We start from the raw sequence: 18,808 nt of genomic DNA on the forward strand, positions 1-18,808 counted from the left end.
TGCCTACGCTCGGTATGCCCAGCACGGGCGTGAACTAATGGGGTGAAAATCCCCGATAGGAAAATCACCAATCAATGGGCGCTATTAAATGCTAACTACTAACTAATGGCAACTGCAACACCAACACCTCGAAGTTTTGTGTGGAGGAAGCGGCTAGTAAAGCTACGAGCAGACGAACAGATACGTCCTAAAAGACTTAGCCTGGAAGCAAAGTGGTTAAGGACATCGAAGCTGGGTGATCTAACGGGTAGAGTCAATGATGCGGTTGTGTAGTGAAAGTCAAGGTTCTTATCGGAGGAGATTTATTTGTCTTGCTGGGGGAGGTTGTCAGCATGGTCGCAGACTCATAATTAGGCACCACCCGATAGCCACCAACGTGGAGATAGAAAGAATGGAGGAGCACAGCTGCGCCTCGGTCAGCTATCGCCAAGGTGAATAAACAGACGTTAGCCTACCGATAAGTTGCCAGTTGGATATAGTTGGGGCAGTCGTACTGCCATGACACTCAACTTGAGTGAAGTGCTGCTCGATATTATCGATAGGTAGTGGTTCATTACTGATAGGGGACTGTTCATTGCGGACCCGCAAAATGGTTGGCAGCTTAAGGCTGCCAACTACTCGATATAGTCTATTTCTTGACTTTGTGTACCCTTATTATCTCGCCTGTTTCAGCATTCTTTACTATAAACTTCAAAGGCTCAAAATTTTTCTCTTCTTGCATACATTCAATATATTTATCCTGAAGGCTATTAATAGCCTTAATCTCAGTCGGCTTCTCCAGAGTCATATATTCTTTCGTATAATCTTCATATGTTTTGGGGTTACCCTTAGACTGATAAGAGGGGGTATCACTTTTAATTGGAATAGATAAAGCCGCACTGGCCAAATTAAATGATCCATTAATGCCTAAACTTCGAGATGATCTATTTTTAATATATTCAGACATGTGTTTAGTGGATATTCCGTTTAGCTTTGAGCGATCATATACTAATATATCATTAATTTTGACCCCATCATCATAAACAGTATTTTCACACTCTTTCTGGGCCTTTAAATATTCTGGGTGTTTACTGGTCACCTCTCCAAATACAGGATTAAATTGTATAGTTTCATATGTTTTTTTTACTGGTTTAAATGATTTTTTCAACTCGGTTGAAGCACACCCAGCTAGCCCGAGAAAGGGTATTACTAACACCATATTCCTAATAATCACAACTCTTCAACCTCCTGAGATATCATGCCCTGTACAAGGGCAGGCAGATAAGCGCAGCCTTTTGGCTGTACCAGCGATCAAGGGGAGCGATTGGTACAGCATGGACGCGGACTAATGGGTGGAAGTCCCTTATAGGAAAATCACCATTTAATGGGCGCCATTAAATGCTAACTACTAGCGAATGACAACTGCAGTATCGTGAGGTCTTGTGGGGAGGAAGCCGCTAGCAAAACTACGAGCTGACAAACGGAAACATCTTATAAGGTTTAGCCTGGAGGCGAGGTAGCCAAGGGCAGCGAAACTATTTGATCTAACGAGTAGGGTAAATGATGCGGTTGTGTAGTGAAAGTTCACGTTCTTATCTGGGGAGGCCCGTTTAGATTGCTACTGTGAAACTGTAAGCATGGCCGCTGACTCATAACCGGGCCCAACCCGCTAGCCACCATCGTGGGGATAGACAAAAGTGTTGGGACATATCAGTGCCGCGGTTAGTAATTGACTAAGCTGATTAAACAGAAGCCAGCCTACGGCATAGTAGCTTAATACCTTGGACAGGTTGAGGGCCTGAACCCAAAATCCACGAGTTAAAAGATAGGGCTAGCCTACCGACATGTTTCCCATCCGGATAAAGTTGAGGTGGCGCACTGTCATGACACTCAACTCAACTCAACTCAAGTGAAGATCTGCTTGGCACTATCGCTGGGTAGAGATTCATTACAGATAGGGAGCCACCCATTGCGGACCCGTACGATGGATGGTATGGGGGCGGTAGCTAGAAACTACTGGCTACCGACTTGTAAAACTGCACCGCTATGAAAAATATGTCGATTTTATTTCAGAAGGTACCAAAGAACTCCATTGTTTCTCGAACTCTGCCTCTTCGCTTTCTTCAACACCACATTCGTAGTCCAAGGAAGAATTAAACCGCTGTTCCTCTTTTGTTAGTATGTAATAGGCTGACGTGCCATATTCATCCCTGATTCTCGCGTAGATCTCTATTCCACGTGCGTTTTTAGCTAAGACATCTACAACGGGCATCCACTCATCACCAAATATGGATATAGAAGCAATTCCATTACCACGCTGGATCCCCTCATGATAAAATGAATTGCCCTTGCAGTACTCAAGCTTATAATGACTACCTTTCAATTGTCCCAACCCTAAAGCCAAGAATAGACTTTCCATTGAGGCCCACTCGATACTTTCATCGTCAGCCTTAATAAGATCAACTATAGAATCATCACCTTTTATTACTACGGTTCCCCATGCTTCAGCCATTTAAATCTCCTATTTTTGATGGTTTTTATAACGCCTAGGATAACGGGCGGAGGTACGTTAGCACCGGGGTCCAGCCCGTAGGGCAATTTTGACGGTATTAGTACGCCCAGTAAGCGCGTAGACTAGTGGGGTGAAAGTCCCCTATAGGAAAATCACCGTTTAATGGGCGCCATTAAATGCTAACTACCAGCGAATGGCAACTGCAATACCGTGAGGTCTTGTGGGGAGGAGGCCGCTAGCAAAGATGAACAGAAGTAGTTTATAAGACTTAGCATGGAGGCGAGGTGGCCAAGGACATCCAGCCGAGTGATCTAGTGGAAAGAGTTAGTGATGCAGTCGAGTAGTGAAAGTTCACGCTCCTATCTGGGCAGATCTGTTTAACCTACTGTAGTTAACCCTCAGTGTACTTAGTTGATATCTTTATGTGATATATTCATTACGGATTGGGAGTTGCCCATTGCAGTCTCCCATGATGGGTGGTATGGGGGCCAGTTGCTAGAAACTACCGACTACCCGATTCATGTGGCCGTTATGGATTTACACACTGTATACTCCACAATCTACCTGAATTCACTTTGGGTTGCCGGCCACTAGAAACCATAACCAACTCTATATCTTTGGGTATATATGTATATCCAGATTTACAGAGCTCTTGGGATCGCCTATGCAGATAATATACATACAATTCTTCTTTAGTATTTTCGTACCCCCAAACTTCAATATCGTAGCGACCGCCCCCTAAGTCTTTCTCTTTGTAGCCTGGAGTATCATCCCCGTAGTTATCCTTCGCGATTGGGGTATATGGGATATTATTCGTACAAGATATATAAAGAATAGAACTCAATAGTACCGATAATTTCTTCAACATATATACTTCCATATAACGATTTTATCACTGGTAGCTGGAGCGTAGAGTGATTGTCCAGCCCCAAAGGGGCGAAGCTTCCAGCATCGGCGTGAACTAATGGGGTGAAAGTCCCCTGTAGGAGGATCACCATTTAATGGGCGCCATTAAATGCTAACTACTAGCGAATGGCAACTGTAATACAGTGAGGTCTTGTTGAGAGGAAACCGCGGGTAGGGCCCCGAGCTGATAAGCAGAAACACCCTATAAGGCTGAACTCGGAGGCTAGGTGCCCAAGGACACTGTAGCGCCTCGGTCAGTAATGGCCTAGAAGATTAAACAGAAGTCAGCCGACGGCATAGTAGCCTAATACCAAGATGAATACCTTGGGCAGGGGGAGGCCCTGCACCCAAAATCCACGGGTTAAAAGACAGGGCTAGCCTACCAATATATTGCCAGTCGGATAAAGTTGAGGTAGCGCAATGCTATGACATTTAACTCAATTGAAGCGCTACTCGAGACAATCATTGGGTAGAGATTCATTGTGGACAGGAAACTTCCCATTACGGGCCCGCATGATAAGTGGTGTGGGTGCCGGTAGCTAGGAACTACCGGATACCCGATTTGGGCATTGCACTCGTTTACAAAGCAGTGTTCGACCCATTCATTTTTCGGTATTTAATATCCTGGAGTTCATCTCATTTTTAATGCCAGAGATCTTTGGTGGGACAGTTCTTGCGTGGTGCGATCACCGCTCAGTAAGAGAAGGAGCTTCTCCCAATTGGTACATCAGCGCTCTGAAAGTTCCTGGATAATACCGTGCCTCAATATCATTTTTGCGATGAGACTTAGGGATATTTTCACCAAATGAAGAATGTTCTTCAGTGAAGGACTTCTTAGGGGTCTTAACTCCTCGTACCTTCATCTCTCTAAGGATGCCAAGATTAACCAGGGCTTTGTTAACCTTAATCGCTGAGATATTATAGCCACCGCCTTTGAGTGCGTTTGATAGCGCTACCAGGTGCCCTTCGAGTTGATCGGCATGTTCAAACTCAACGTTTGCATTGTTATCATCTTCTAACACCAAGGCAGGCTCTATGTCAAACAGGCGGGAAAAAGCGGTATTGATAAACTTGTAAAGATCACTCTGTTGGTAGCGCTTCATAATAGCCTGCCGTTCTTCCACCGATAGCTCTCGCCTCAGATTGAACTGCAGATGCACGCCGCTACCACTGACAATCTTGATCTCGTTACCAGCGCCTTCATAACCACTATCTGAAATATCGAAAAGTTCTACATTTGGTAACAATAGGTCCTGGATCAAGCGCTTCACGTACCGCCCCTTTTTTGACGCAATACTGATATAGCCGCACTGCTGTAGACCGTTCCCGTAAATAGCAGTCAAAATGTTTTCGAGTGAACTTGGAGTGTAGTTACCATCGGCCCCGTCTGACCAATAGTACATAGTGAGTTCTTCGACAGTGAGACCACCGTAATCTAACCAGTGCTTAACTAGGTTAGCTTGTTGCTGTTCAGATAGACACTTACCCGTATACAGCTTATTTTCAGCCGGCAAAAGCGCATAAATATTGTAATTGAACGTACAGCCCTCGCCCAAATTTGGGGCCTGTTCCCAACTTTCAGGCCAGGTTAGTCTCAGGTGGTCAGGCTCTTCGTCCTCAGCGAAGGCGCTTAAGGACCTCTCCACTTGGCAGTCGCGATAACGCAGGTCCATAGGCTCAAGTATTTTATCAATCGTGGCTTTTATCTGATCAGCAATCTTGAAGGCGTCACCTTCAAAATCCAAAAATGCATAGATGCCGTCTTTGTCGCAGTGCCAGGAGCACATGGTGCAGATCTCACTCAATTCACTGAGCCCTAAACTAAACTCATCAAGTGTCACATCAATAGTGGCAGTCTCACCGCAGTATAGTGGCACCAGGCTAAGAAAGAATGACTCTGCTTCCTGAGCCGTGTCAAAGAAATACGTTAATCTCATTATTCCTCCATGTACGTTCATATGAGAATGGGGTTAGCCTTTTGTGTAGCTTCGTCGCCGTATCTAAGCTTGTCGGCCTGGCCCCTTGATTAATACCAAGGGCCTGATGCCCGTAACACGGGCTAGGAGCGCAGCGACGAGTCCAGCCCGATTGTGGGCGACCGTGCTTGCAATTATTATATTGTGCATGCAGCTGCAGCTCACTGCTGAATTTAATAATCTAACCAGCCTTCACCTGTACATCATTTTCAAACTTGGCCATTATTGGTGATGGCAGCGATTCGACAGCTATTTTAAGTTCGCCTTCTTACACTACATTTAGAACTTCGCCACATACTGAGATGTGATTTTGACCTGAAATCTGATTGATGTTATGTGCGGCTGCTCCCTTAATGACAGATAGCACGGAAGCAAGCCAAACGTTTAATACTTCCATTCTTGGGGACATCAAGGTGCTCATCCTCATCACTAATAGATATCAAAACACGATGCCGATTCCATCAACCCAAAATGGATAAAAAATTCTTTGTAGTATGCTCCCTCAAAGTTGGTTACATTACCTCGGATTAACATATCTCTCCTGGAATATAACGCCTAAATCAGGTGACACCGTAGGAGTCACATGGATTTACTTAGTACACCCAGCTTGGATATGAACTAATGGGGTAAAAATCCCCTGTAGGAAAATCACCATTTAATGGGCGCCATTAAATGATAACTGCTAGCGAATGGCAACTGTAACACCGTGAGATCTTGTGGGGATGAAGCCGCTATTAAAGCTATGAACTGAGGAACAGAAATATCCTATGAGGCTTCGCCTGTAGGCGAGGTGGGTAGGTCACCGAAGCCTTGTGAGCTAATAGGTAGAGTCATGATGCAGTTGGGTAGTGGAAGTTCATGCTTTTCTCGGGGGAGGTCTGATAAGCATACTGCTATGAAGCCGTCCGCGTAGCTGCTAACTCATAAGTAGGCCCAGCTCGCGAGCCACTATCGCAATGGATATAAAATTTAGCAGCGACTCGGTCGTAATGACAAAGGTGGTTAAACATAAGTCAGCCGGCGGCATAGTAGCTTAATGCCAGGACTAATACCTTAGATATGGTGAAGTCCTGAACCCAAAATCCACGCGTTAAAAGATAGGACTAGCCTGCCAATATGTTGCCAGCCGGATAAAGTTGAGGTAATGCACTGTCATGATACTCAGCTCAAATGAAGTGCTGCACGATATTGTTGTTGAGTAGAGATTCATCAGGGATAGGGCACGGCCCATTGCGGACCAGCACGATGGGTGGTGTGAGGCCGGTAGCTAAAAACTAGGGCCTACCTGATTTATAGCCATCAGCTTAACACCTCCAGACTACCTTTTTGGGTGTCTAAGCGATGTATTTTTAAGTTATCTTTTTTGGTAAGTGCATTAAATCGGACATATTTACAATCATCTTCAGAGCTCTGGTATATACCCTCAGTCCAAGTAATGTCATCAGGCTCGTTAAATAGCTCAGTTGCTTGGTTAGTTTCGATGTAAAATATTGTTATTCCACATCCTGCTACTACAATGAAACTTCCATCGCATGATATTACAGCTGAATCTGGATCGCCGTAGATCCAAGCTATACATTGATCCTCTTCTTCATGCTCGACTAGATTTCTACAAGTAGACTTATTTTTTAAATACACAGACTCGAAGATGGAATAGACTTTGTAGTCTTTTGTTTCTGCAAGATATCTAATACTCAAAAGAATCTATCCGTGGTTATTGTGTCCGCAACAGCGGACGACAGTACAGAATACAATCCAAGACCAATGAAGCTACCGAAAAATTGACGAACTCTACCAGTAAACATGCAGGCAAATGAAATGCTTAAACAAGCACTGGCGAAGACATAGAAGCCGATTACTTTATCAGTTGGTGGTGCAGAGATAATCATTACAAGGCCAAATGCTCCTGATCCACAGCCAAGTAGTATGGGTGTAAATGAGCTCAGCCCCTCATTGATGATTTCCTCACATGCTCGATACTTAGTCTATAGCCTTAACGCTTTTAGCATCTGCGCCGTAGGCGTCGGCTGCCTAAACTTGGTACGCCCAGTATGGGAGCGAAGTAATGAGGTGAAAGTCCCCTTTAGGAAGATCACCGCCGAATGGGGTCCATTAAATGCTAACTACTAGCGAATGGCAACTGTAACACCGTGAGGTTTTGTGGGGATGAAGCCGCTAGTAAAGCCATGAGCTGACGTACAGAAAGATTATAAAAGGCTTAGCCTGGATACGAGGTGGTCAAGGACAGCGAAGCCGGGTGATCTAACGGGTAGTGTCAATGATGCAGCTATGTAGTGAAAGTTCACGTTTTTATCTAGCGAGATCTGTTTAGCTTACTGCTGTGAAGCTGTCCGTGTAGCCGTTGACTCATAAGTAGGCTCAATACGCTATTTACCGTCTCAGGGAAGGAGAGAGGTAGTAGAACAAAGTAGCGCTTCGGTCAGTGATTGGCAAAGTAATTAAACAGAAAAATGAAGAGCTGCTCGACACTTGCGTTGAACAGAGATTCATTACGGATAGCGCACCGCTCAAATCGGACCCGTACAATGAGTGGTGTGGGGGCCGGCGGCTAGAAACTACCGACTACCTGGTTTAAATGTTGATGCGACACGTACTTTGTCCAGCTGTTTTTCCACACTATAAGTGTAAATTCTTGGCTTCCCGTTGGGAAAATATGATCGCACCACATAATCAGATCCTCTACCGGCTTCTACGATCTTTTGATAAAACTCTACATCTTCCTCTTTTTCCATATCTAGAATTTGATCAAATAGCGGGCCAGAGTGAGCCATACCAAATTGATATAGTCCGATTTTATCTTTTGTAAGATAAACTAAATGTTCCTTATCAATACAATAGGTAAAGCTACAATAAGTACGATTCTGTGATACCTCTACGACCTCATTTTTTTTAATATTCCCTTTAAATGGCTCAATTACGAGATACTTATAGATTCTTACACCCCCCTTTTCTCGAGCTGTTCGTGCCGTAGTTTCGGCTTGTATCAAGTACCCTCGAAAGCAATATCACTCGACGCTAAATTCGATTCATAGATTGACATACCCTCATACTCCTTCAGCATGGAGGGAGCAATTTTCATACATGCATAAACATTTTCTGATATAGCCGACAGCAATAGTAAGAGTAATGGAGCGTATTGCATTATTTCACTTAACGTCTCAATAATGGACCGGAGCACCTAATGCAGAGATCCGGGTAGCATTGATTAACTTGCTACACCCAGCATAGGCGTGTGCTAATGGGGTGAAAGTCCCCTGTAGGAAGATCACCATTTAATGTGTTCCATTAAATGATAACTACTAGCGAATGGCAACTGCAGCACCGAGAGGCCTTGTGGGGAGGAGGCCGCTAGTAGAGTTATGAGCTGACGTACAGAAATATCATACAAAGCTTAGCCTGGATGCGAGATGGCCAAGGACATCGAAGCCGGGTGATCTAATGGATAGATTCAATAGTGTAGTTGGGTAGTGAAGGTTCACATTCTTATCTGGAGAGATCGATTGAGCTTGCTGCTGTCAACTTGGTCGCTGACTCATAAATAGGCCCAATTCGCTAGCCACCATCGCAGGGATAGAGAAAAAGGGTGGAGCACGGCAGCGTTTCGGTTATTTATAACCGAGATGATTAAACAGAAGTCAGCCGATGGCATAGTAGCCTAATGCCAAGATTAATACCTTGGACAGAGGGAAGGCCTGAACCTAAATCCACAAGTTTAAAGGAAATGCTAGGCTACTGATATATGTCCAGTTGGATAACGCTGAGGTAGCGCGTTGCCATGACACTCTACTCAAATGAAGAGCTGCTCGGCTCTATCGTTGGGCGGGGATACATTGCGGATAGGTAAACGCTCATCGCGTACTCGCACGATAGCTGGTGTGGTAGCCGGAAGCTAGAAACTACCGGCTACCCAATTTAAGCGTCACCCCTGAACCTACGACTATTGGCCATTTGCCTTGCAATATTACGTACTCGCTTATTGGCGCCATTTTCCGCCAACCACCTGACATGATCTAATTTAACATCAGGAAGATCCAGTACATACTCATGCACTGTAGTATCTGTTGACGATTTTACTTCATCAAACGCTAGCTCAATACCAATTGAACGAATTTTTTGACGCAATGCAAACCTTTGATATACCTTCTGTATCGGTTTTTCTAAAATCTCATTATGGTGCGCAATTTTAACAAACTGTTCATCGGTTAGCAGACCCGATTGAATCAGCTCAATTACTCTATTTATATGAAGATCGATATCGTCAGGACCACGATCTTCAAGCGAAAATATATTTTCTACCTCATCGTCTGATAGTGTGCTTTTTCCACGAATATAGTTGAGAAATCCACCCCACCTATAATGCTCTGCATTTTGGTCCTCACTATTATTTATCTCGTGGTACTGCAAGGCTAGAAATTCCTCAGAGATGATACCGCTATCGATCCATTCCTGCGTATACCCTAGCCTTTCCATTGCCTCTTCTGTACTCATATCTTTTCGCTTAACGCCTCAATAGCGGCAGCAATGTGGCGAAGCCACGTTTTTAGCTGTCCGGCCACGTAGGCGCGAAGTTGATCGGTTTGTTAAGTATTTACACATTGCTTGCTACCCATTCTTTAAAAGACGGACAAATCTCTTTGAAGTGGCCTTTAGGGCCCACCTCTGGATCATAACCTGTTGGATCGAATTCAATGACTTTATTATTTTGGCAAGTAGAATCTATGCAATAGTGGATTGCACACCCAATATGAATAAATGGAACTAGTTCCGTTGGCCAAATCCAGTTGGGGTCATCAGAGTCTCCAGAACATAAACTCTGATATAGACTCAAGATCGAATCATCTAAGTCGTTTTTGTGGCCAGTAATAATTCCGAGCATGCCATGTTCAGGGCCAAAACCTTCTTTCCCTTTTTCTTTGTAGAGTTCAATTAAAGATACAGGGAGTTCTATCCCTGTTATTACTTTGAACTCTCTAGCTTCCATTTCGATACTCATAACTTGAGCTGATGCTTAACGCCCAAAGCAGACGCACAGGCTCTTCAGCGTCGTTCTGCCTTTTCTTGGTACGCCCAGCAAGGGCGTAGACTAGTGGGGTGAAAGTTCACTGTACGAGGATTACCATTTCATGGGTTCTATTAAATTCTAACTACTAGCGATTGGCAACTGCAATACCGTGTAGTCTTTTGGGAAGGAAGCCACTAGCAAAACTATGAGGTGAGGAACAGAAACATCATAAAAGGCTTAGGCTGGATGCGAGGTGGCCAAGGACACCGAAGCCGGGTGATCTAACGGGTGGAGTAAATGATGTAGCTGTGTAGTGAAAGTTCACGTTCTTATCTGGGGAAATCTGATTAGCTTGAAGCTGTCAGCGTGGTCGCTGCCTCATAAGTAAGCCCAACCTGGGTGGGGATAGACAAAAGTGGCGCAACACAGCAGCGTCTGGATAAGTAATGACCAGGGTTATTCCACAGAAGTCATAGACTAATACCAATTTGAATACCTTGGACATATTGAAGGTCTGGACTTATACTCACGGGTTATAAGGCAGAACTAGCTTACCGATATGTTTCCAGTCGGATGTATAGTTGAGGTAGCGCATTGCCATGACACTTAACTCAAATGAAGAGCTGCTCGATACTATCGCTGGGTAGAGATTCATTACGGATAGGAAAGCGTCCATTACGGGCTTACACGATGAGTGGTGTGAGGGTCGGTAGCTAGAAACTACCGACTACCCGATTTATAGCTTTATCACAAATTTGTCAGACTCTAGATTCTTCGAGGCAAGGTTAAAAACTTTGTAGCGAAGTTCATTTGACACTTGAACAAGCAAGCCCAGCGTCTGTTTATCTGAGAAATACTCGTACTGGATGATTTTGTTTAATCCAGTATCAAGGCACTCAAGGGTTGTTCCATCGGTGGCGCTGACACAAGCACTTATCCCTTCAGATTCAGGAATAATCTCCACATATATGTAGTCGGACGTCGATTCATTTGTTTGACTATCATATGTTTTAAGAACGCGATGTTCAATAATTTGAGAGTTATTGTTCGGAAGTAACCATATAGGTTCCTCCCTGATTTGACTTAAGAAAAGCAGGTTTCGAAGGGTTCGGCTATACCCCCCAGACTTTAAAACGCCATCACGCTTTGAATAGACACGTATATACTGGATTCCTTTGTCTCGAATTGTTTCTACATCTGAAAGCTCGATTACTTCTTTAGTTTCTTTGTCAGGAGTAGCAATTTCTACCGCATTTCTCCTTGTACTTTTCGTTATCTCTTGAAAGATAAAAAACGCCCCAATTAATGAACTAATCAATAATAGTAGAAAGAGTATTGAGTTAACTCTGTTGATTGTTAGAAATATCTTATTGCTTTCCATATCTATCCTTGGCTATAACGACTACAACAGGGACGGCTGGAGCATAGCGTCGTTCGTCCTGCTAAGGGTCAAAGGCCCGAAGTAACCTGCTTGTACATGGTATGCCCAGCATGGGCATGAACTAATGGGGTGAAAGTCCCCTTTAGGAAGATCACCGTTTAATGGTTTCCGTTAAATGCTAACTACTGGCGAATGGCAACTGCAGCGCCGCGAGGTCTTTTGGGGAGGAAGCGGCTAACAAAACTACGAGTTGACGAACAGAAATATACCATAAAGCTTAGTCTGGAAGCGAGGTACCAAGGATATCGAAGTTATGTGATCTAACGAGTAGGGTAGATGATGCAGTTGTGTAGTGAAAGTTCACGTTCTTATCTGTGGAGATCTACTTAGCTTGCCGCTGTGCAGTTGTCAGCGTAACTGCGTACTCAGAAGTAGCTCACTGCAATGACACTCAACTCAATAGAAGAGCTGTTTGAGACTATCGTTGGGTAGGGGTTCATTATGGATAGAGAACTGACTGTTGCGGATCTGCGCGATGGCTGGTGTGGGGGCTGGTGGCTAGAAACAACTTGCTACCCGATTTAGATTTTTCTCGCTACGATGGAGAATATATGCCAATGATGCGGTGTACCATCTGTAGTTTTTCCTGAAAGGTCATGTTCAGTCCACTTTAATAGCTCAAAGTTACTGAGGTGTTTTCTTATCTTCGATTCATTCATAACTAGAGTATCATTCCAGAAAGCTTCCTTATCATACTCAGGCCCAGCCATTGTGTCTTTCGGCCCTAGGAATGAACCGCAAAAAATTCCACCTTTTGTCAAAGAGTTAGTTATTTTCAACCAAACAGATTCAAAATCTTTTTCAGGACAAAAGAAAAGACTGGCATCAGCAACTATTAGTGAGGACTCAGGATAATTGAAACTGCTAAAACTATCCATTGATAGAATAACCTGCTCATCATCTTTAAATCGTTTGCGACATCTAGATATAGATTCATTCTCAATATCAAAGGCATGAACTATGAAATCCTTACCGCGTAAATAAGCTATATCTGATCCTGCTCCACAGCCACAATCAACAGCAACCTTTCTTCCTTTTACTTCGCTAAGAGCATAGATTAAATCTTCTCGAGTATCACTATGTTCTGTTAAGTCATAATAGTTGGAAATTTCTTTCGATGACATTCCCTGTCTCCGATGAGAAGAAAATATAATGCCGCCAACAGCAGCCGAGCGTAGCGAATTCCAGCCCCGAAGGGGCAATACTGGTTAGCCCTGGTACGCCCAGTATGGGCATGGACGAATAGGGGTAAAGTCCCCTGTCGGAAGATCACCGTTTAATAGGTTCCATTAAATGCTAACTACTAACGAATGGCAACTGCAACCCCGTGAGGTCTTGTGGAGAGGAAGCCGCTAGCAAAGACGAACAGAAACATCCTATAAGGCTTAGCCTGGAGGCGAGGTGGCTAAGGACACCGAAGTCGGGTGATCAAGCGGGTAGGGTCAATGATGCAGTTGTGTAGTGAAAATTCACGTTCCAATCTGGGGAGATCTGTTTAGCTTTCTGCTGTGAAGTTGTCGGGGTTGTTGCAGACTAAGAAGTAGCTCACTGCAATGATACTCAACTCAAATGAAGACCTGTTCGGTACTTTCGTTGGGTAGAGATTCATTACGGATAGGGAAACGCTCATTGCCTATCCTCACGATGGGTGGTGTGGGGGCCGGTAGCTATAAACTACCGGCTACCCAATTTAAGTTTTGGCAAGTTTGGAACATAGAACCTCCACTACACCAGCTGTATTAAAGTTTAATTTATAGTGGAGCCAATTTTTACCTTCCAAGGCTTCACCCTGCTTAAGATCTTCTTTCATCCTCCCAGAATCATGTAGGGTGTGACAAGAATCAAAGCTCTCAGACTCAGAAATCTCGTATTCTGAATTTTAAAACCGAAATCCTTGCGTATTCTCACACTTGATAGTGATGTGGTTTTCTTGCCAATCATTGAATTCCAAAACGAGGTCAGCACAATCAAATTTGAGGGCGATCTCTAATATCAACCCTTAATCTTGGTAACTATCTCATTAATTAATTCAGGAGGTAATAACGATTTAGATAAATACTGTTGCCCTCCAGATTTAGTCACCAAAATAAGCCCTAAATCAGTTTCAATAGTACGCTCGATATCTGCCCACAACAGAGCTGTTACCGTATAAGAATTTTTTGTCTGGATTCCATCCTTGTCTATAGTTAATTTCACTTCACTACCGGCACTTTTCCCAAGCATCTGCCGTGCTAACCACCAAGCTCGTCGAAATCGAATATGTATGAGCTCCAGCGCGCCCAACGCAATTAACGTGCAACTTGCGATCTTAGGTTGCTCAGTAAATAACAGTAATCCCACACCAGAAGATAATAATAATGTAGGAAGAAGATAATTCGGCTTGATATTTTTCCCATAAGGTAGAGACTGATCAAAGCATTCGGCAAGGTAATCTCTAGATAAGGTAAACTGAGTATTAAAAGGCTGCATAAAAACAACTTATTGTGTCTAGTAAATTTGTCGTAGCACTTCAGTGGGTGTCAGGGTGATTCTATAAGCTAATGTTAATTACGCCACATCTCTTAATAAGACCTCGACTTAGCCCCACATTACGCCCTTGCAACGGCAAATTACAGAATCGAAGGCGTAGTAATTTGTCCGCTTGCCTAAATTTGGCACGCCCAGCATGGACGTGAACTAATCGGGTAAAATTCCCCTGTAGGAAGATCACCATTTAATGGGTTCCATTAAATGCTAACTACTAGCGAATGGCAACTGAAACACAGCAAGGTCTTCTGGGGAGGAAGCGGCTAGTAAAGCTATGAGCTGATGAACAGAAGCATCTTATTTGGCTTGGTCTGGAGGTGAGGTGACCAGGGGCACTGAAACCGGGTGATCTAACGGGTAGAGTCAAGGATGCAGTTATATGACAAAAGTTCACGTTCTTATCTGAGGAGATATGTTTAACTTGCTGCTATGAGGCTGTCAGCGTGGCCGCTGACTCATAAGTAGGTCCAACCCGCTAGCCACCACCGCGGGGATAGACAAAATTGGTGGAATATAGTAACGCTTCGGTTAGCAATGACAGAGGTGATTTAACAGAAGTCAGTCGACGACATAGTAGTCTAATGCCAAGATGAATACCTTGGACATGGTGAAAGCCTGAGCCCAAAATCCATTAGTTAAAAAATAGGGCTAGGTTATCGATATGTTTTCAGTTGGATAAAGTTGAGGTAGCATAATGCCATGACACTCAACTCAAATGAAGAGCTGGTCGACACTATCACTGAGTAGAGATACATTACGAACACCGGCCACGCCGGCTGGAGCCAATTATTGGCCCTTGTTCTGTGTGGTTGCTTGACCACACCCTACCGGTAAGTTTGCAGTTTTTCTTGAGCCACCTACACGCACGGTTATAAATCTTTGAAACATCATCTCCCGAAATAGATGAAATATCTTTCCATATTGAACCAGGACTAGTATCTAAGAACAACCTTCCAGTAGGAAACTGAGGATTTGGCCTCATATCCCTTTCCCATTCGATGCATGAATAGGACTTGCTCCTCATTTGCCATAAATCCTTGCTAGGTCCAGTATCAATCAAGTTTGCAGATTCAATCAGAATCTCTTCTGCACGAGCATCAATTATTAGCCAATGGTTTGTATCATTTGTCTTGTAAAGAGCTGACTTATCCCAAGACGCAGGATAGAACCTATTAGCAACCCTGATATCAAACCTCTCTGATATGTATTTCTCGAGAAGAATTTCATCATCTTGAGTTAGAGAGATTTCTATTTGTTTACCCATAGTCTTTACGCAGAACGCCTGTATAAATTGTGCCGAAGCGGTAGCGTAGGCATCAATTTGATACATTTGGTACGCCCAGCATGGGCGTGAATTAATGGGGTGAAAGTCCCCTGTAGGAGGATCACCGTTTAATGGATTGCATTAAATGCTAACTACTAGCGAATGGCAACTGCAATACCGCGAGGTCTTGTGGGGAGGAAGCCGCTAGCAAAGCTACGAGCTGACGGACAGAAACATCATATAAGGCTTAGCCTGGAGGCGAGGTGGCCAAGGACACCGAAGCCATGTGGTCTAACGGGTAGAGTAAATGATGCAGTTGTGTAGTGAAAGTTCACGTTCTTATCTGGGGAGATCTGTTCAACCTGCTGCTGTAAAGCTGTCAGCTTGGCCGCTGACTCATAAGTAGGCTCAGCCCGCTAGCCACCATCGCGGGAGTAAACAAAATTGGTGGAACACAGCAGCGCCTCGGTCAGTAATGGCCAAGGTGATTGAACAGAAGTCAGCCGACGGCATAGTAGCCTAGTGCCAAGATTAACACCTTGGATACGGTGAAGGCCTGAACCCAAAATCCACGAGTTAAAAGACAGGGCTAGCCTACTGATATGTTGCCAGCCGGATATAAAATTGACGTAGCGCACTGCCATGACACTCAACTCAAATGAAAATCTGCTTGAAGCCATCCTCAGCAAAGAAAATCTTAATGCTGCATGGAAACACGTGCGAAGCAACAAAGGTGCCGCAGGCATTGACGGGATTACTGTCGATAATTTTGTGCAGCACTTCAAGGCAGTTGGCGACGACCTCATCGAGACCATTCGACAGGGTCATTACCAGCCGCTTCCCGTCAGGCGCGTCTACATTCGCAAGCCAGATGGTGGCCAGCGTGGTCTCGGGATACCTACGGTCTTTGATCGTGTTATTCAGCAGGCTATCGCCCAAATCATCGGTCCCAGTTTCGATAAAACCTTTTCGAAGTTCAGCTATGGGTTCCGCCCAAAGCGATCGCAGCATCATGCGGTGAAAAAGCTGCGAAAGTATATCGAGGGAGGGAAACGAATAGCCGTAGATGTCGATTTATCTAAATTCTTCGATCGGGTAAATCATAATTTCCTCATGAGTTTACTTGGCCAAAGAATCAGCGATAAGCGTTTACTCAAGTTGATCGCAAGTTACTTGCGTGCAGGAAGTGTAGAAGATGGATGCTGGAAAGCCTGTCATGAGGGGGTTCCACAAGGGGGCCCTTTATCGCCGCTGCTCTCCAACATTGTACTCGACCTGCTCGATAAAGAGCTGGAAAAACGCCGACATGATTTTGTTCGCTATGCGGATGATTTTGTGATTGTTGTTGCTTCCAAGCGCGCGGGTGAACGGGTAATGGCGAGTATTAAACGCTTTGTTGAGCGCAAGCTTAAGCTCAAAGTTAACGATACTAAAAGCCAAGTAGTCCCCGTTAGTCGTTGTAAGTTTCTGGGTTTTTCTTTCCGTGGAGCAAAGCTTGTCTGGCATGATAAGTCACTGCGCCAATTTAAATACCGCGTCCGCCAGATTACAGGGCGATCTCGTGGTATCTCTATGGAAAAGAAACTGAAAGAACTTACCGTATACCTCCGTGGTTGGATCAACTACTTTGGGATAGCGCAAGGCTATCAAAAATGTATAGATCTTGACTGCTGGATACGGCGGCGATTAAGAATGAGCTATTGGAAGAATTGGCGCAGAGTGAGAACGAAAGTTCGAAATTTACTGCGTATGGGTGTGAGAGGGTCGCTGGCAGTTACCTGCGGCTCGTCCGGTAAAAGTTACTGGCGAAGCGCAAAAACTGAGGGTATTCATATTGCGCTCAATAATGAGTTCTTCGAAGAGATGGGTTTGATTTCATTGCGAGATCGTTGGGTAGAGATTCATTACGGATAGGGAACCGCCCATTGCGGACCCGCACGATGGGTGGTGTGGGGGCCGGTAGCTAGAAACTACCGGCTACCCGATTTCTGTGTTGATCTAGTTCACAATAATAATTATAAACTGGACCAGGATTAATTGGATTCCAGCCTTCGTTTATTGCACTCTTAATACATGATTCAATTAACTTTGGAGTCACAGAGTTTGGATAGCTAGTTATTGCAACATCTGGACGCAGCCACTTGAATTCAACCGATAACGTAGAACCTTTTTGGCTATCTAATTCAATAGCAGCAAGCATTTTCCCACCTTGACAAGCTTGTGTGTAAGTAGGCCGGTCTCGTACGATCCAACGGTATGAATTTCCTTTTACTACAATTTTTCTACTTCCCTTTTTAGGTATACTCACGATAACTCCTTTGACACAGAACACCAAGCTTGCACACGCAGGCGCGATAGCGCCAGAGTCGGATGCAGCGCATTGTTAGACATTGATATCTGAAGTATTGTAACGTTCTCTACACACATATTCTTACTTCAACATCTCTTTCTTCAGGAGGCTCGATCATATCAAACTCTTCACCAGCACATTGAATTCTTTGATCGCCGTTAGAAGTAAGTTTCTTGAGTAATACTTCCATGTCAGCCTGGTCTATGACACGGAACTTGCCATCAACGTGGATCTCGTTGCTTTCTAAATGAAGAAGGTAGATAGCAACCGTCCGCTCTTTGATAAATTATTTTTAGGAGATCAAGCTTCTTTCTATAACTTTCATACACAACTCTAGATGAATCATCTTCATCAATATTAAGCCAGAATCCTTCGTATTTTTCTTCCATGACTACTTACGCATAACGTCGTGCTTACCGGCGAGTAAAAAGCGTGCTTTTTGCGAGTCCCAGCCTACGCAGTAGGCGGTCCGGTAGAGCACTTTGTTATGGCTTAGCCTGTACACACTAGCTCACGTTCTTGTACTATATTGCTGTCTTCAAAAATGAACTCGTAGATAAAGCAGCCCTCGACCGATTCATCGAAAAATTCAGGTTCCAACTCCAGAGTTGGCGAACACAACCGAGTTTGCTTCCCAGACGTATACCAGTAGTACTTTTTGGGTGTTTTGAAGAACACCGACTCTTTTGGGATTAATTCCAAATAGACCCGCTGTGATTCAGAGGTTAGATCAACTAACTCCCACTTCTTTTTGTTATCGGGATTACCGCAATAATACTGGGCTCCCAATGAAGAGCAACCTCCCAACGTCAAGAAAATTACCAATAATAG

At 44.2% G+C, this 18,808-nt stretch carries 13 protein-coding genes; 1 reads left to right on the top strand and 12 read right to left on the bottom strand.

Annotated elements, in window-relative coordinates; translation table 11 throughout:
- Positions 1 to 628: 628 nt before the first annotated feature.
- The 11 genes from ACJJIM_RS02265 to ACJJIM_RS02315 all read right to left on the bottom strand — a co-directional run bounded on the left by ACJJIM_RS02265 (position 629) and on the right by ACJJIM_RS02315 (position 15,693).
- Positions 629 to 1,213, bottom strand: a complete 585-nt coding sequence (locus ACJJIM_RS02265) for a hypothetical protein (protein ID WP_444912229.1) — start codon at positions 1,211 to 1,213, stop codon at positions 629 to 631.
- Positions 1,214 to 2,023: 810 nt separating this feature from the next.
- Positions 2,024 to 2,491, bottom strand: a complete 468-nt coding sequence (locus ACJJIM_RS02270) for a hypothetical protein (protein ID WP_444912230.1) — start codon at positions 2,489 to 2,491, stop codon at positions 2,024 to 2,026.
- 1,592 nt (positions 2,492 to 4,083) lie between these two features.
- Positions 4,084 to 5,334 carry a hypothetical protein gene (locus tag ACJJIM_RS02275; protein ID WP_444912231.1) on the bottom strand — a complete coding sequence of 417 codons (1,251 nt, stop codon included), beginning with the start codon at positions 5,332 to 5,334 and terminating at the stop codon, positions 4,084 to 4,086.
- 1,338 nt (positions 5,335 to 6,672) lie between these two features.
- The gene (locus ACJJIM_RS02280; protein ID WP_413664614.1) at positions 6,673 to 7,071 is read right to left on the bottom strand and encodes a hypothetical protein; all 399 of its coding nucleotides are present in this window, start codon (positions 7,069 to 7,071) and stop codon (positions 6,673 to 6,675) included.
- Between the two features lie 878 nt (positions 7,072 to 7,949).
- Entirely contained in the window at positions 7,950 to 8,381 is a 432-nt protein-coding gene (locus tag ACJJIM_RS02285; protein ID WP_444912232.1) for a hypothetical protein, read from the bottom strand.
- Between the two features lie 925 nt (positions 8,382 to 9,306).
- Complete coding sequence (locus ACJJIM_RS02290) at positions 9,307 to 9,882, bottom strand: hypothetical protein (RefSeq protein ID WP_413664616.1); 576 nt, start codon at positions 9,880 to 9,882, stop codon at positions 9,307 to 9,309.
- A gap of 100 nt (positions 9,883 to 9,982) precedes the next feature.
- A complete protein-coding gene (locus ACJJIM_RS02295) occupies positions 9,983 to 10,375 on the bottom strand; it encodes an SMI1/KNR4 family protein (RefSeq protein ID WP_413664617.1) in 393 nt (130 codons plus the stop codon).
- Positions 10,376 to 11,132: 757 nt separating this feature from the next.
- A complete protein-coding gene (locus tag ACJJIM_RS02300) occupies positions 11,133 to 11,777 on the bottom strand; it encodes a hypothetical protein (protein WP_413664618.1) in 645 nt (214 codons plus the stop codon).
- 581 nt (positions 11,778 to 12,358) lie between these two features.
- Positions 12,359 to 12,961, bottom strand: a complete 603-nt coding sequence (locus tag ACJJIM_RS02305) for a class I SAM-dependent methyltransferase (protein ID WP_413664619.1) — start codon at positions 12,959 to 12,961, stop codon at positions 12,359 to 12,361.
- Between the two features lie 868 nt (positions 12,962 to 13,829).
- Positions 13,830 to 14,306: a YcxB family protein gene (locus ACJJIM_RS02310; protein WP_413664620.1), complete on the bottom strand. Its 477-nt coding sequence runs from the start codon at positions 14,304 to 14,306 to the stop codon at positions 13,830 to 13,832.
- 811 nt (positions 14,307 to 15,117) lie between these two features.
- Entirely contained in the window at positions 15,118 to 15,693 is a 576-nt protein-coding gene (locus tag ACJJIM_RS02315) for a hypothetical protein (protein WP_444912233.1), read from the bottom strand.
- A 576-nt stretch (positions 15,694 to 16,269) separates the two neighbouring features.
- Between ACJJIM_RS02315 and ltrA the strand changes: the two genes are divergently transcribed.
- Positions 16,270 to 17,541 carry a group II intron reverse transcriptase/maturase gene (ltrA, locus tag ACJJIM_RS02320; RefSeq protein WP_444911611.1) on the top strand — a complete coding sequence of 424 codons (1,272 nt, stop codon included), beginning with the start codon at positions 16,270 to 16,272 and terminating at the stop codon, positions 17,539 to 17,541.
- A gap of 49 nt (positions 17,542 to 17,590) precedes the next feature.
- Here the strand turns inward: ltrA and ACJJIM_RS02325 are convergent, their stop codons facing one another.
- Positions 17,591 to 17,935, bottom strand: coding sequence for a hypothetical protein (locus tag ACJJIM_RS02325; protein ID WP_444912234.1), 345 nt, complete (start codon positions 17,933 to 17,935; stop codon positions 17,591 to 17,593).
- Positions 17,936 to 18,808: the final 873 nt, after the last annotated feature.

This window comes from Microbulbifer maximicatervae (SeqCode) (assembly GCF_052467615.1).

Excerpts from the sequence above, each read along its gene's own strand:
- ACJJIM_RS02315 (WP_444912233.1), bottom strand. The coding sequence starts at position 15,693 with ATGTATCAAATTGATGCCTACGCTACCGCTTCGGCACAATTTATACAG.
- ltrA (WP_444911611.1), top strand. The coding sequence starts at position 16,270 with ATGACACTCAACTCAAATGAAAATCTGCTTGAAGCCATCCTCAGCAAA.
- ACJJIM_RS02310 (WP_413664620.1), bottom strand. The coding sequence starts at position 14,306 with ATGCAGCCTTTTAATACTCAGTTTACCTTATCTAGAGATTACCTTGCC.
- ACJJIM_RS02275 (WP_444912231.1), bottom strand. The coding sequence starts at position 5,334 with ATGAGATTAACGTATTTCTTTGACACGGCTCAGGAAGCAGAGTCATTC.
- ACJJIM_RS02305 (WP_413664619.1), bottom strand. The coding sequence starts at position 12,961 with ATGTCATCGAAAGAAATTTCCAACTATTATGACTTAACAGAACATAGT.
- ACJJIM_RS02290 (WP_413664616.1), bottom strand. The coding sequence starts at position 9,882 with ATGAGTACAGAAGAGGCAATGGAAAGGCTAGGGTATACGCAGGAATGG.
- ACJJIM_RS02300 (WP_413664618.1), bottom strand. The coding sequence starts at position 11,777 with ATGGAAAGCAATAAGATATTTCTAACAATCAACAGAGTTAACTCAATA.
- ACJJIM_RS02295 (WP_413664617.1), bottom strand. The coding sequence starts at position 10,375 with ATGGAAGCTAGAGAGTTCAAAGTAATAACAGGGATAGAACTCCCTGTA.
- ACJJIM_RS02270 (WP_444912230.1), bottom strand. The coding sequence starts at position 2,491 with ATGGCTGAAGCATGGGGAACCGTAGTAATAAAAGGTGATGATTCTATA.